The sequence below is a fragment of the Patescibacteria group bacterium genome, from assembly GCA_041651155.1.
In the GTDB taxonomy this organism is placed as follows: domain Bacteria; phylum Patescibacteriota; class Patescibacteriia; order CAIXNZ01; family CAIXNZ01; genus JAPLYF01.
Window position 1 is genome coordinate 52,202 of the sequence record JBAZJU010000006.1, and the last position, 14,224, is coordinate 66,425.

11 protein-coding genes are annotated in these 14,224 nt (G+C 38.9%); 9 read left to right on the plus strand and 2 right to left on the minus strand.

The features are described from left to right. Positions 1-27 precede the first annotated feature (27 nt). The gene (locus WC460_05045; protein ID MFA5188699.1) at positions 28-1,461 is read right to left on the minus strand and encodes a radical SAM protein; all 1,434 of its coding nucleotides are present in this window, start codon (positions 1,459-1,461) and stop codon (positions 28-30) included. A gap of 718 nt (positions 1,462-2,179) precedes the next feature. Here WC460_05045 and WC460_05050 point away from each other — a divergent pair. From WC460_05050 to WC460_05070, 5 genes are all read left to right on the plus strand, one after another. After that, positions 2,180-2,686: a M15 family metallopeptidase gene (locus WC460_05050; GenBank protein ID MFA5188700.1), complete on the plus strand. Its 507-nt coding sequence runs from the start codon at positions 2,180-2,182 to the stop codon at positions 2,684-2,686. A 63-nt stretch (positions 2,687-2,749) separates the two neighbouring features. After that, the gene (locus tag WC460_05055; GenBank protein MFA5188701.1) at positions 2,750-3,460 is read left to right on the plus strand and encodes a SurA N-terminal domain-containing protein; all 711 of its coding nucleotides are present in this window, start codon (positions 2,750-2,752) and stop codon (positions 3,458-3,460) included. Between the two features lie 95 nt (positions 3,461-3,555). Continuing rightward, positions 3,556-4,464, plus strand: a complete 909-nt coding sequence (locus WC460_05060; protein ID MFA5188702.1) for a DMT family transporter — start codon at positions 3,556-3,558, stop codon at positions 4,462-4,464. A 74-nt stretch (positions 4,465-4,538) separates the two neighbouring features. After that, entirely contained in the window at positions 4,539-5,030 is a 492-nt protein-coding gene (locus WC460_05065; protein ID MFA5188703.1) for an HNH endonuclease signature motif containing protein, read from the plus strand. A gap of 182 nt (positions 5,031-5,212) precedes the next feature. Then, entirely contained in the window at positions 5,213-5,920 is a 708-nt protein-coding gene (locus WC460_05070; GenBank protein ID MFA5188704.1) for a hypothetical protein, read from the plus strand. A gap of 44 nt (positions 5,921-5,964) precedes the next feature. Here WC460_05070 and WC460_05075 read toward each other — a convergent pair whose 3' ends face one another. After that, positions 5,965-7,002, minus strand: coding sequence for a radical SAM protein (locus WC460_05075; protein ID MFA5188705.1), 1,038 nt, complete (start codon positions 7,000-7,002; stop codon positions 5,965-5,967). Positions 7,003-7,124: 122 nt separating this feature from the next. On the opposite strand from WC460_05075, the gene WC460_05080 reads away from it, so the two are divergent. The 4 genes from WC460_05080 (at position 7,125) to WC460_05095 (ending at position 14,194) form a co-directional block, all read left to right on the plus strand. After that, the gene (locus tag WC460_05080; protein MFA5188706.1) at positions 7,125-9,290 is read left to right on the plus strand and encodes an ATP-binding protein; all 2,166 of its coding nucleotides are present in this window, start codon (positions 7,125-7,127) and stop codon (positions 9,288-9,290) included. A gap of 38 nt (positions 9,291-9,328) precedes the next feature. Beyond that, on the plus strand, positions 9,329-9,715 hold the full coding sequence (locus tag WC460_05085; protein MFA5188707.1) for a response regulator: 387 nt from the start codon (positions 9,329-9,331) through the stop codon (positions 9,713-9,715). A gap of 63 nt (positions 9,716-9,778) precedes the next feature. Beyond that, a complete protein-coding gene (gene amrB, locus WC460_05090; protein ID MFA5188708.1) occupies positions 9,779-11,533 on the plus strand; it encodes an AmmeMemoRadiSam system protein B in 1,755 nt (584 codons plus the stop codon). Between the two features lie 51 nt (positions 11,534-11,584). Then, complete coding sequence (locus WC460_05095; protein ID MFA5188709.1) at positions 11,585-14,194, plus strand: DUF3160 domain-containing protein; 2,610 nt, start codon at positions 11,585-11,587, stop codon at positions 14,192-14,194. The last annotated feature ends 30 nt before the right edge of the window (positions 14,195-14,224 follow it).

Here is a 14,224-nt window from a genome sequence, read left to right on the forward strand (position 1 = left end):
AACTTAAGCGATTTATGTTTGCGAGCTTTATGCTGTTGTCGCATGGGAATTAACTGTAGCATATAGCTGGTTGACTTTGCACTTGAAAAGATCAGGTTCTTCAGTAAGTATCCACATTAATTCCAGTATTGAATCGTGAATTTCTTCGCATTTAAAGTGCGGGCTTTTGAGTTCTCCAGTCGTCTGGTAATTTTCTCCGCGACAATTACCGGCGCACAAATACCGCACATCGCATGCCGAACATTTGGGGTTTAAAGAATCTATGTTTAAAGTGCGGAGTTCCTTTAAAATGGGTGAGGTTTCCCAAATATCGGCAAGATTAGTATCCAGAAGGTTCCCCAGCTTAAAGTCCTGTAATGCTGTGTCTGCGCAGGGGTAAAGGGTTCCATCAGCTTTGACGTAAACAGCTCGATTCGTGCCGATGCCACAACTATAGCTTTTCACTCCTCCCGCAATGCCCATGATTTGATTAGCAAAAGTAGAACACATCATCAACTCTTGCAATCTTGGCTCATTGCGAATCGCTTCAAACACTTTTCGGTAGAAAGTGGCTAAAGGCACTGGAATTAGAAGTTGTTTGGTTTTCTTGCTATTGCCTCGGCCTACATGCATCATATTTAGGCAATTAAACCCTTCCACGCCAAGCGAGTTGGCTAAAATCATCGTTCCTTTCATGTCGTCAATGTTTTCAGCATGAACGAACATATTTATAGCCACAGACACACCGCTTTGGCAAAGTGCTCTTATATTTTTTATGGTGAGATTAAAGGTATCTTTGCCCCTGATGTACTCATGTGTGGCTTTTTGGCAGCCATCAAGCGAAATTGACATCTTTAGTCTTGGATACTCAGCCAGCTTGGCGATTTGGTTTTTCGTAAGCAGTGTGGCGTTGGTATTGACTTGGACAAAAAAACCTTGGTTGTGGACATATTCAATTAAGTCTAGGGCATCTGGACGCGTAAATAGCTCGCCACCTGTTAGAGCTACGCGTGAAATGCCGTTTTGCCAAGGCATTTTAGTGAGTTGATCGACAACCATTTTTATTTGTTTAGTTGTCATTTCACTTGGCATCTTTTGGCTGGCCATTGCATAGCACATCGGACAGGTCATATTGCATTGCTGGGTAGTAGCAATGACCAATACATTTTCTACTTCATTAACCTGGAAGTCGGGGGAATATTCTTTAGCTTGAGCCATTTCGCCGTCAATAGCCAAAACTCCCGAGGAATAAAGCAAATCTTTTAGATCGGAATAGACAACTTCCGCATCTATTATTGAAACAGACAAAATGCTAGCAATTTTTTCAATGATTTGCGATGACTCCCCAAGATTAAAAGCTTTGAGGATATCAATGACTTCATTAGATGCCGAAAACCAGTAAGGTCTTGAAGGAAAAATTACTATAGCATTGTCATCTCGGCTATAGCACGAAGGTTCTTCGGACATTGTCACTTTACTCATCGATATTTCTCCTTTTTTTAAAAAATGGCAGGGAGGTTGAACCCACCCTGCCTGGCCATTGAGTCACTGACCCCGATAGTACATCACGCCCTGCGATTCTTTGGTCAGGACGATGACGCCACAATTGCCGCGATTCAGAATCCGGAATCGTTTCATGTGTACCTCCTTTCATAGAATTTGGTAATGAGATATGCTTTACTGCCATATTTCATCCATTCATAACTTAACACTAATTTAGTTAGGTTGTCAAAAGAAGCGCTTTAGCGCTTTTTATAGTGTCTCATTTTGTGCTTAAATAGCCCGACCCAGGTGCCTCAAATCAGCTCTTGAAAAGAATCTCAAAATTCCTTAAAATATCCCTATAACACAGGTCCTAGACCGGATTGTTCAGCCTTCGCTCTCCGAAGCGAAAAGTGCTCACGCACTTTTTGCATAGGCGAGCCACTACTCAATTTAAGCTTGGCGAGCTACGGCTGGTGATGACCAGCCAAATGCACCAAATCTAGAAGATTAATCGTAATATATTATAATAGCTAGAGTGCAAATGTCTCCAAGATTTAATTACGATTCTATCACTACTTATTATCAAAAAATTAACAAAATTTATTTTTCAAAACATTTCTATTATATTGTAGCGGGTGTTTTTTTATTTTGTGTTGCAGGTTTATTTTTGTATGTAAATTATCTGCGGGATAATAGAGATTTGGCTCAAAAAAATATGTGTGATGCAGTGACACAATCATTTGCTCCTTTACCGACAGAAATAAATCCTAACTTTTTAACCCAGATAAATGATTGTTTCATCCCCAGCGCTGCTGTTTATGGCTATTCTTTGCGGATTACTTCAGGATTTCGGACAGTAGCGGAGCAGAATCAAATATATAATCAAGGACGAAATGATGATGGTGATATTGTGACCGAGGCGCCAGGCGGCAGAAGCATTCACAACTTTGGCTATGCCGCAGACGTGGTTGATAGCAATCATGAATACAATATAAACTGGAAAAGACTGGCCAAGATTGGAGCATTCTGCGGGCTTGAAGCAGGTGATGATTGGGATTTTGCCCATTACGAATATCGGGGCGGCCTAACCACGGCTGATTTTGTCACTGGCAGCCGACCCTCGCCGCTTATGTTGCCATGTGCTGTAATGCAAAAGCGGGCAAAAGACGGCCAGCCTCTAACACTTAAGGATTTACAAAATTGTGGAGCTCCTAAGTTTTAATAATAAATATTTTAATAATTTTTAATAATTTCCGTCTTTGGCGGGAAATTTAACCTTAATTTTATGGATAATGAAACAAGTCAAGCTCAACCAGGCAATGCTCAAAATTTACAGCCAGAAGCGGAGAAAATAACAATTTTGCCAGAAGCTCACAGTAAGCAGATAAAAAAAGGGGAAGCAATAAAAAAATTTATTAAAGATAACCTGAGAATAGTTATTATAATTGCGGTGATTGTAGTTGTGGGCATTTTGGCGTATTTTTTTAGAGGTTTAGTTATTGCCGCTACTGTTGATGGCAGTCCCATTAGCCGCTTGGCCGTGATTCAAAAGTTGGAAAAAGAATCAGGCAAAAATTTATTAGATTCTTTGATTACGCAAAAGCTGGTGCAAAACGCAGCCAGCGCGAATAAGCTCAGTGTCAGCGATGATGATGTCAATGGCGAGATTAAAAAAATAGAAGATCAGGTCGCCTCAATGGGCAGCACGATGGATGAGGCTCTCTCAGCGCAAGGCATGACCATGGCTGATTTAAAAGAGCGGATTGTTTTGCAAAAAGAATTGGAAAAATTGCTGGCAGACAAAATTAATGTGGCTGATGAAGAAATTGCGCAATACATTAAAGATAATAATATTACGGTTCCAACAGGGCAGGAAGCAGCTACCAATGACCAGATAAAAAGTGAAATAAGTTCGCAAAAGTTTAATAGCGAAGCCGAGACTTATATTGCAGAATTAAAAGCCAAGGCCAATATCCAATACTTTGTAAATTACTAGATATAGCATAATATAAAAAACCGTCCTGATACTCAGAACGGTTTTTTAGTTTTATGGTATAATTAGGTTAGATTTATATTATAAATGACATTTTTATGCAATGGTTTTGGATTTCTTTGGCAGCGTCTGCTATTTGGGCGCTAGTCAATCATGCTGACAAATACATTATCTCCAAATACTTTGTAGGCAAAGGCGTTGGCTCGCTTGTGATTTTTACGAGTTTAAGCGGCTTTATCTTTGCTCTTTTTATTCTACTCTTTGACCGCAGCGTTTTGGCTTTTGATTTTTTAAGCGCTGTGATTATTGCGATTAGCGGCGCGATTTTAGTGGCTTCGTTTATCCCATATCTTTATGCCCTGGAAAAAGAAGAGGCTTCCATGGTTTCTACGCTTTTTCAATTGATTCCAGTTTTTAGTTATTTTTTAGCTTTATTTTTTCTTAATGAAACACTAAGCCTTAAGCAAATTTTTGCCTCGCTTCTAATACTTTTAGGCGCGGTTATTATTTCTCTGGATCTTTCAAAAAAAATAAATTTAAAATTAAGGCCTTTTCTGCTGATGGTTGTTTCTTCATTTATGAGCGCTTTAAGCGCGCTTATTTTTAAAATAATTGCGCTGGAGCAAAATTACTGGGGGACTGCTTTTTGGGAATATATCGGTGGCGCGTTTTTTGGCTTATTTTTGTTCACCTGTATTGGTTTATACCGAAAACAATTTTTAGCCACGATTGCGAAAGGCAGGCTAGTTGTTTTTAGCATAAATTTTTTGGCTGAACTTTTAAATATCATTGCCAAGCTTTTAGTCAATTTCGCCAGCCTTTTAGCGCCGCTGACTCTGGTTTTGGTGGTTAATGGCTTTCAGCCTCTTTTTGTTTTTGTCTACGGAATTTTGATTACGATTTTTTTGCCGAAAATCGGCAAGGAAACTTTGACGAAAAAAGTGATTGTCCAAAAGCTAATTGCGATTTTTGTTATTTTTATCGGGGTATATTTTCTTTTTGTATAGAATTATTGATTGAGATGCAAGTGTTAATTGACATTAACCATTTCACCTGATAATTTCACCTCAAGGAGGATCCAATGAAAAAAGTAGTTTTTGTTTGTTTGCTGGTCAGCACCTTGTTAATTTCGGGAAACTTCATCTATTCAAAAACAACTGCGACAGTTATTTTTGGAACCTGCCAGATGCAGGACAGGTTGCCTGATCCAGTTTGCACGCCAGGTGCGATTTTTCAGGTGACTGAAGAGGATATTTGCGTCAAAGGGTACACTAAAAAAGTGCGCAATGTGACTGCCAAAACAAAAAACTTGGTCTTTCAGGAATATGGCATTACCACGCACGCCAAAGGCGAATACGAGGTTGATCACTTTATTCCCCTGGAATTAGGCGGATCCAATGACCTCAAAAACCTCTGGCCTGAACCAGCCGAACCTCGGCCAGGGTTTCATGAAAAAGACAGGGTGGAGAATTATTTGCACAGGCAAGTCTGCACAGGCCAGATGACTTTGGCTGAAGCGCAAAAACAAATACAGACAAACTGGCTTGAAGTTTACGAGCAAATCATAAAATAAGTCAGACGCTCCTGCATTGGGGCGTTTTTTTTAATACCTGCTTAATTGTAAAATTTATTATTGAGAAGGCAATTAGTGAGATTTAATAAATTTTTAACCAAAATTTAATTAGTTTTTTTATATCTTATTAAGACAGGCTGTATTTTGACAAAACAGCAAAAAACCAAAAAAGAGGAGGAATTATGGAGTTGTTTAAGGTCTTAGATTTGAGCAGGCAGGATTTGTCCGCAATTTGCAGGCAAATTACCATTCCGCTCAGCCACAGTTTTAGTCTGCGGCAAGCCACCCTGGCTGACATCCCCCGCATAGTGGAAGTGGATAAAAAGAGTTTTGGCGCAGAAGATCTGGCCATGACTGAGGAAATGATGACCAGTCGCATCAAGATTTTTCCCGAAGGCAATTGGGTTCTGCAAAAGGAAAAGGAAATTGTCGGCGTCGGCTGCAGCATGCTAATCAGCGATGATGAAGACAAAATCACTTCCTGGTCCGAGCTTACCGGCAATGGAACCATTAGCACGCATAAGCCTGACGGCAAAGCGCTTTTAGGCATAAATGTGAGCCTGCTGCCGGATGTCCATGGTTTTGGTTCGGCTTTTTTAAATGAGTTTACCCACATTTTAGTCGTGGGCTTAAAACTGAAATTGGCTTTTGGGGTGGGCAGGCTGCTTGGCTATAAAGAGTTTGCTGACAAAATGAGCCCGCAGGAATTCCTCTGCCTTTGCGTCGCAGAAAATAATATTCTGCCAGTTTCGCCGGTTGTCTCATTTTTAATGAGAGCTGGCGGCAAACTAATTAAATTGGTGCCGAATTATTGGCCTGTTGACACTGACAGCCTTGGCTACGGCGTCTTGATGGAATGGGTAAATCCCTATTGGCGGTTTTTAAGCTAATAAAAAAAGCCTGACTTCTTTTTAGCAGTCAGGCTTAAATCTTTTTAAATATTACATTTTTCCAGCCATTCTTTTTTGCAGGCGCAAGTCAGATTGCTTAGCAAATTTAGGTCTGGCATTTGGCGATAATTTTTTAGCTGCTTGTAAATCGCAGCGGAACAGCGCGGACAGTTTTTGGGCACGGCCAAAGGCAGGGGATATTCATTTTCAAAATTGCCGATTTGAATCGGACCCAAATGGTGAGTTTTTTTCAGCACTTCAATGATGCTCCACAGCCAGGGCGGCTGATACATTCCCTGCTCGTAGATTACAGCCATTTTTGTGCCCGGCTGGACAAAGGCAGACTCCAGACCGACACTGTCGCTGCCTGATTGAAAAGCAAATTCAATCGTTTTAATCGCTTCAGCGATGGCCAGGCGTTCGTTGACGCCAACAGGCTTTAAAAATACATAAGTTGAAACTAGGACATCCTGGGCTTTTAGCACTTTAACAGCCTTTTGATAATCAGCCCGGCTAAAGCCTTTGTTAATGCATTTTTGCCTGATTTCATCATCTTGAGTTTCCAGGCCAATAGCCACTTCCAGCTGTTTTGGGCCTAATTGCTTTTTCAGCGCCATGATTTTTTCAAGACTGATCAGCTCTGCTCTAGACTCAATTAAAATATGCCGGCAGCTTGCGTCATCTTTCAGAGAAGTGAGAATTTTTTTCTGGGCAGTCAAGGGCAGATCCAGGAAACTTCCGCCGGTAAAAATCATAATTTTTCTCGGACCCGAGATCAGCTGCAGGCCCAGCTGAAACATCAAGGCCAAATTTTTGCCTGAGAAAGGGATATCCTGGGTGAATTCCTTGACAGCCTGCTGGAATCCGCACATCGTGCATTTTCCCCAGGAACAAGGACCTGGTAAAAGCACATACCCGACGCTTTCGGCTTTATTTGTCTCCGGACAGTACAGAGATTCCAGGTAAGCAAACTCTTCGCCCCGGGTTAAGAAGAAAACTATTTTTCTGCATATTTTTTTGCCCAGGACGATTTTTAAGAAAATGAGAATCCTAAAAAGAAGATTGCGGCTGAAATTTTTCATCATGCCTCCTTTCTATTTTTTTCAAGGTCCGCTAAGCTCTGTCTGATTATTTATAAATTTAACCTATTACTATTTTCTTGGCAAGTAAAAGAGAAGTGTAAATTAATTTTTTGGACTTATTTATGGCTTTTATTATCAGCTTAATTATTACCGTGCTTTTGGATATCCTGATCCTTTATTTGGGACTGCTGGTATTTAAAAAAAATCCTCAGGGCAAGATTAATCAAATTTTTTTCATTCTGGCTTTTGCCATTTTAAGCTGGATAGTTTTTAATTTTTTGGAAAACGAAATCAGTTATTTGCCGCTGGCCGCTTTTTTTTTAAAGCTTGATTTTTCAACCGGCCCTTTGATTGTCAGTTTTTTCCTGCTATTTGCGGTTTATTTCCCTGACCGGGCGGAAATTTTGGCAATCTGGAAAAAAATATTATTAGCCGCGGTCTGCGCTCTGTTTGCCATTTTGCCGTTTAGCAATCTGCTGCTTAATAATTTTACGATCAAAAATCGCGGCATCCGTTACGAGGAGGGGAGCCTGTATGAAGCGTATGCAATCTTTTTGCTGGGCATGATCATGTGGGGCAGTTATATCCTAATAAAAAAATACTTGAGCTATACCGGCCAAAAAAGATTGCAAGTCATCTACGTTTTAGTAAGTTTCGGCCTAACTGGCCTGATTACCGCAGTGATAAATTTATTTTTTTCAAACAGCCTGCCGATTGAAGTCTCAAGAATCGGCATCTATTGCTTTATTATATTTATCGGCAGTACAACTTATGCCATGGTGCGCCATCATCTGATGGATATCAGGGTGATTATCCAAAAAAGCTTGGTTTTTACTTTTTTGCTGGTAATAATTTCTGTCCTTTACGCGCTGATAGTTTTTTCCGTTAATTTTATTGCTAAGGGTTTGTCCCTGAATTGGTTGATATTTTCCGCCGCCCTCACCGTGATTATCCTCTCTTTTACTTTGCCTGTTTTAGAAAAAAAATTCACAAAACTGACTGACAAAATTTTTTTTAAGGCTCCCATTGATTACAAGGAGGCGCTGAAAACATTAAGCTATATTTTTGCCACGGAAATAAAACTGCCCGAACTAGTCAAAAAAACCCGGCAATTTCTGCAAAAAACATTTAAAATTGACTTGGTCAGCTTTTATTTTTCGGCCAGCATAAAAAAATATTACCGCATTTCCTCTGCTGATAAGAATAAGATTTATTTTTTGCCTGCCAAGGGCAGTTATCTGGCTAAATATTTTACCAGCCAGTCAAGCGTTTCCAAAATTATTGCCAGAGACGATTTAGAATGGCAGGCAGCGGCGGATAAAACTAAAATCGCGCGCAAGATGATTTTAGAAATGGACGCGCTTAAAGGTGATTTAGTTATCGCGATTTTCGGCCAAAAAGAGCTTTTAGGCATAATTTGTCTGGGACATAAGCTTGATGACAATCCATATTTCAGCCAGGATATTGAGTGGTTTGACATTATTGCAAAGCAATTAGGCCTGGCGTTGGAAACTTCATTGCTTTATGAAAATTTGGAGGATTTAGTGGCGGAAAGGACAGAACAATTAAAACAGGCGAATCAAAAATTAAAGCAAATCAGCGCGGCCAAATCAGAATTCGTTTCTGTGGCCTCGCACCAGTTAAAGACTCCTTTGTCAGTCATCAGAAATATTTTTTCTTTGCTAAAAGACGGGGATTTGGGCAAAGTCACAGCGAAGCAGTCTGATTATGGGCAAAGAGGCTTTAAGCAAAGCGAGAAATTAATCAAATTAGTCAAAATGCTTTTAAATATCAGCAGGATTGAAACAGGCAGACTTAATCTTGAGCTGAGCAAAAGTAATCTTGATCCTATCATTAAAGAGCACCTGCCAATGTTTGAGACTTTAGCCAAACAAAAGAAAATACAAATTCAGTTTTCGCCGGGTTTAGACAACAGGCTGTTTAATTTTGATAAGAATTTAATAGGCGAGGTCATAGATAATTTACTTGATAATGCAATTAAATACACGCCTCAAGGCAAGATTATAATTAAAAGCCAAAAAATCGGCAAACTGGCCAGAGTCAGCATTAGCGACACTGGCCTGGGCATCAAGCCTGACAATCTTAAGGAATTATTTCAAAGGTTTATCCGCGGCAGCGACAAAAAAAAGATCGCGATTGCCGGCACGGGCTTGGGCTTATATTTTTGCCGGCGCGTGATTGAGGTCCACAATGGCAAAATTTGGGCTGAAAGCCCTGGCCTGGACAAAGGCGCTGTTTTTATTTTTGAATTGCCCATGATCAAATAAACAATTAAATATTTTTTAACAATTTAATTTTTAAATCTATGAAACTGGAAGAGAAAACTATTTTAATAATTGAAGATGAGCAGGATTTGGCCGACACTTATAAATTAAAGCTAAAAAATGCGGGTTACAATGTCATTATTGCTGCTGACGGGCTAAAAGCCTTGGCAGCGGTCAAGGAAAACAAGCAGATAGATTTGATTCTTTTGGATCTTATCCTGCCCCAAAGAAGCGGGTTTTCCCTATTAAAAGATTTTAAAGAAAATCCCGAATCTGAGAAGATCCCGATTTTTATTTTGTCTAATTTGAGCCTGGAAAAGGAAATTGACCAGGGGCTGAAATTGAAAGCTGACAAATACCTGATAAAAACAGATTATACTCCGGAAAAAATCGTCAATCTGGTGAATGAATATTTTGCCGGCAAATAAGCAGCTTAAAAATGGATTTTAAAAAAAATCGCTGTTATGGCGATTTTTTGTTATAATTAAGCCATGAACAAAAGGTTTTTTATATATTTAGTATTCATAAGTTTACTGGCAGTAATTGCGCCCATTACTGTCGCTTTTTATTATTTGCCAAAATTAAGCCAGGCTGTAATTAATGTTGAGTCAACACCAAAAAGCGCGCCTGCTAAGAGCTTATCAATTGCCGGAGGCATTGTGCCGCATCATTTGGCTGCGAAGCCAATTATTGACCAGTTTTGGCAAAAAATTGGAGAACAAAAACCAGATACAATAATTTTAATTAGCCCTGATCATTTTAAAAAAGGTGAACTAAGCGAGACGCCTAAAATAATTACTGTTGGTTTGGCAGAAAGTAAATTTGGCGATTTAATAATTGCGCAGGATCTTTTGGCAAAACTTGACCCAAAAATATTTGTTTTCAATTCCGCTGATTTAGATCTGGATCATGGCATTATGGCTCATTTGGATTTTATAAAAAAGTATTTGCCCGAGGTTAAGATTTTGCCTTTTTTAGTTCCGGCTGACATTAATCAAACGCAGATCGCAGATTTTACTAAACAATTAGCTCAGCATGCAGATTCTAAGGTCGTGGTGATTGCCAGCGTTGATTTTTCCCATTATCTGCCCAGGCAGGCAGCTGATTTGCATGATGCCAAGAGTTTGGCTGCAATTGTAAATTTTGACGAGCCGCAATTCCCTAAGCTGGAAGTTGATTGCTGGCAATGCCTTTACTCAAGCTGTTTATATGCGCAATTAGAAAAAAAAGATAAGCCTGAAGTTTTAGAACATAAAAATTCTTTAGATTTTTTAGCTCCGCTTGATCTGAATAAAACCACTTCATATTTTACTATTATTTTTAAGCAGTCTAATTTATCCATTAAAAAAATAGGCGCTAAAACTATTTTATTTGTCGGCGATATGATGCTGGATCGCAATGTAGAGGCTTTAATGAACAAAAATAGCTTTAATTATCCCTTTGAGAAAATTGGTCAGTTTTTTAAAGGCCTGGATTTGGTTTTTGCCAATCTGGAAGGGCCAATCGTTAAAAACCCGACCCAGTTTCCAGCTCATTCTTTGCAGTTCGCTTTTTCTCCCAAAGTAACCACAGCTTTGAACTTCAACGGCATTAATTTGGTTTCCTTAGCCAATAACCATATTTTAAATATGGGCTCTGACGGCTTAAATCAAACTCGGGAATTTTTAAAAGACAGCAAGATAAATTTCGCAGGCGATCCCAATAGTTGCGACAAAAAGTTTGCCTATCAGAACGATTATCTGGTGATGCTGGCTTTTAATAAAACAAATTCTGCCTGCACCAGCGAAGATATTATAAAAACTATTACTGAAATTAAAGCTGAAAATAAAATCAAGTTTTTAGCAGTTTCAATTCATTGGGGCAATGAATATCAAACAAATAATACTGATTTTCAGCAGAAAGCGGGCAGGCAAATGATTGAAGCCGGTGCCGATGTGATTATTGGCCATCATCCTCACGTGGTAGAAAATATTGAAGTTTATAAAAATAAATTAATTTTTTATTCTTTGGGAAATTTTGTTTTTGACCAGTATTTTTCCAAAAATACCCAGCAAGGCCTGGCAGTGGGCTTGGAAATTAATAATGATAAGCTTGTTTATAGATTATTTCCTTTGCAGTCTAAACTTTCTCAGCCGCAGCTAATGGAAAAATCTGAGGCCGATAAATTTTTAGCTGATTTGGCTAATAGATCTAGTCTTGGATTAAAGGAAAAGATTAGGAATGGTATAATTAAAATGAATTTTTAATTTATAATTTATAATTTTTAAATATAAAGTTTTAATTTTTAATTATTTACTATGCTTAAACAAAAAGGGATATTATTAATTATTTTGATAATTGTTATTGTTGTTTTAGCCAGTGCAGGATTGGCTATTTATTATTTAAAGATTGGCTGGCCAATTTTGAAGCAAAATGCCAATACAAATGCTACAGTAAATTTAGAGCCGATTACTGCAAATTTGGCAGTAGCTAATAAAAATCTAATTTCCAAAGATGATTTAGAATTAAAAAAAGCAGTAATTGAGCCAAAGATTCCTAAGTACGATTTGCCATTAGAAGCTGACCAGGATATTAAAAATTATTCGGACGTGGTTAAAAAGATCGGCCTGAGTTTGGCAGCCAATGACCTTTTGCAGAAAAATGGCTTTGTGGTGATTGATACCCCTGCGGATTTTTTAGCCAAAGCCGATGATTTTGCAGATTATTATGGCCAATTAGAATCAAAAGAATTGCCTGTTTTTATCACCTCAGACAGCATGCTTCATTATTATCACATTTTTTTTGATACGACTTTAATGAAATTAGAACGAGATTTATTCTATGATGATGTCTGGCAGATGAGCCAGGAATTATACAATGAATCGCTGGCTGTTTATAGCAATTCAACAGGCGATTTGCAGGAAGCAGCCAAGCGCAACCTGGCTTATCTAAGCGTGGCCATGGAACTTTTAAAACCAAAGCCAGACCAGGTGGCTACTGATAAAACCTTAAAAGCCGAATACTGCGAGCAATATATGGATGAGGCGACTTGCCAGATGGTCATTAAAGGCGTGAAAGAGCAGTATGGCGATAAAACCAGCTTTAAATATTTTTCCAATGAAGATGTACAAAAATATAATTTTCAAACCTCGGATATTGTCACAGATACTGTGGCTGCTGAATTAGATTTAATCAGCCGGCATGAGGGCTGGAAAAATTCGCCGCTTTTTGTTTATAAAGAAGATTACTCCCAGTATGTGCCGCGCGGACATTATACCAAGTCAGAAAAGCTGAAAAATTATTTCCAGGCAATGATTTGGTTTGGCCGCATGACTGATTTATTAAATGGCACTGACCAATTGCAACCAAATGATTCAGCTTGTGATGGCCGCTGGACAGGCATTGTCTCAGACTATGATGCTAAGATTCAGACTTTGCAGGCAGAATTAATCGCCGCGAAATTTTTAGGCAGCCAGGATTTGCAAAACCATTGGCAGAGAATGTATGCTATTACTGGTTTTTTTGCCGGGTTTTCCGATGATTTAGGCCCTTATGAATATGGCCAAGCCATTGAAGCTGTTTTGGGCAAAAATTTTTCAGTGCAGGATTTAGAAACAAAATTTACTGAGCTAAAAAATAAGCTAAATGAATTAAATTATGCGCCGAAAATTTATAGCGGTTTGGGAGCATGTCAAATGATCATGTCTTGTCCGCCGCTTTTGGCTTCTGAAGTGCAAAATCTTAAAGTTCAGGCCAAGACTTTATTAAATCAGACCAAAGGATTTCGGTTAATGGGGCAAAGATTTGCCCTGGACTCATATTTATTTTCTGAAATTGTTTCGCCATATTCTGGCCAGTATTCAGGTGAAATTTCACCTTTGCCAACGCAGGAATTGCCTTTAACATTTTCTTGGGATGATCCTTTTACTGCAGCGCAAAAAAACAGGCCTTTCACCTGGGTTAAAACACAGGTAGCCGGCTGTTCAGAAGGCAGGGAGGTGAGAGGCTTTCCCACAGGCTTGGATGTTTTGGCAATCTTTGGTTCAGACCGAGCCAAAGAAGTTATCAGCCAAATAGGTGATGATAAATACAGTGATTATCAAACCAAGTTTGACCAGCTGAAAAAAGAAATTGAGGCTATGCCACAAGAGGATTGGTATAAAAATATATATAATAATTGGCTGTATGTTTTAAATAGTTTGCCGGTTAAATATGGCCAAGGTTATCAGTCATTTATGCAGACTGCTGCCTGGCAAGACAAAGAATTAAATACCAGCTTGGCGTCCTGGTCTGAATTAAGGCATGATACTATTTTGTATGTTAAGCAAAGCTATACGATTGCTGAATTGGGAGCAGGGGAACCGCCTCCAATTGTCGGCTATGTTGAACCAGTGCCAGAATTTTATGTGCGTTTATTAAATTTAACCAATCTGACTAAAAAAGGCCTGGATAAATTAGTGCCGCAGGATACTATGGATAATTTAAAAATTGACGCGGCTTTGACAAATTTTTCCAGTATTTTAGAAAAACTTCAGACCATGTCACAAAAAGAATTGGCCAATCAGGCTTTAAGCGATCAAGAAAATGAATTCATCAGGAATTTTGGCGATTCACTGGTAAATTTAATCAGCACCTTAAGCGGCGGTGATGTTGATCCGCAGATTTTCAAATCAGTGATGGTGGCTGATGTGCATACTGAAGGCAATGTTAAAAAAGTTCTGGAAGAAGGTGTTGGCTATATTAAAACATTGTTAGCAGCTTATAAATTGCCTGATAATCGCATCTTACTCGGAGTCGGACCGGTATTTAGCTATTATGAATTTAAACAAGACATGGATAATCGTTTAACTGATGAAGCCTGGAGGCAAATGCTAGACAGTGATAAGCACCCAGCTTTGCCGAGTTGGACACAAAGTTTTACTGAATAAACCTGTAACTTTTTGGCTAATTTTACGTCC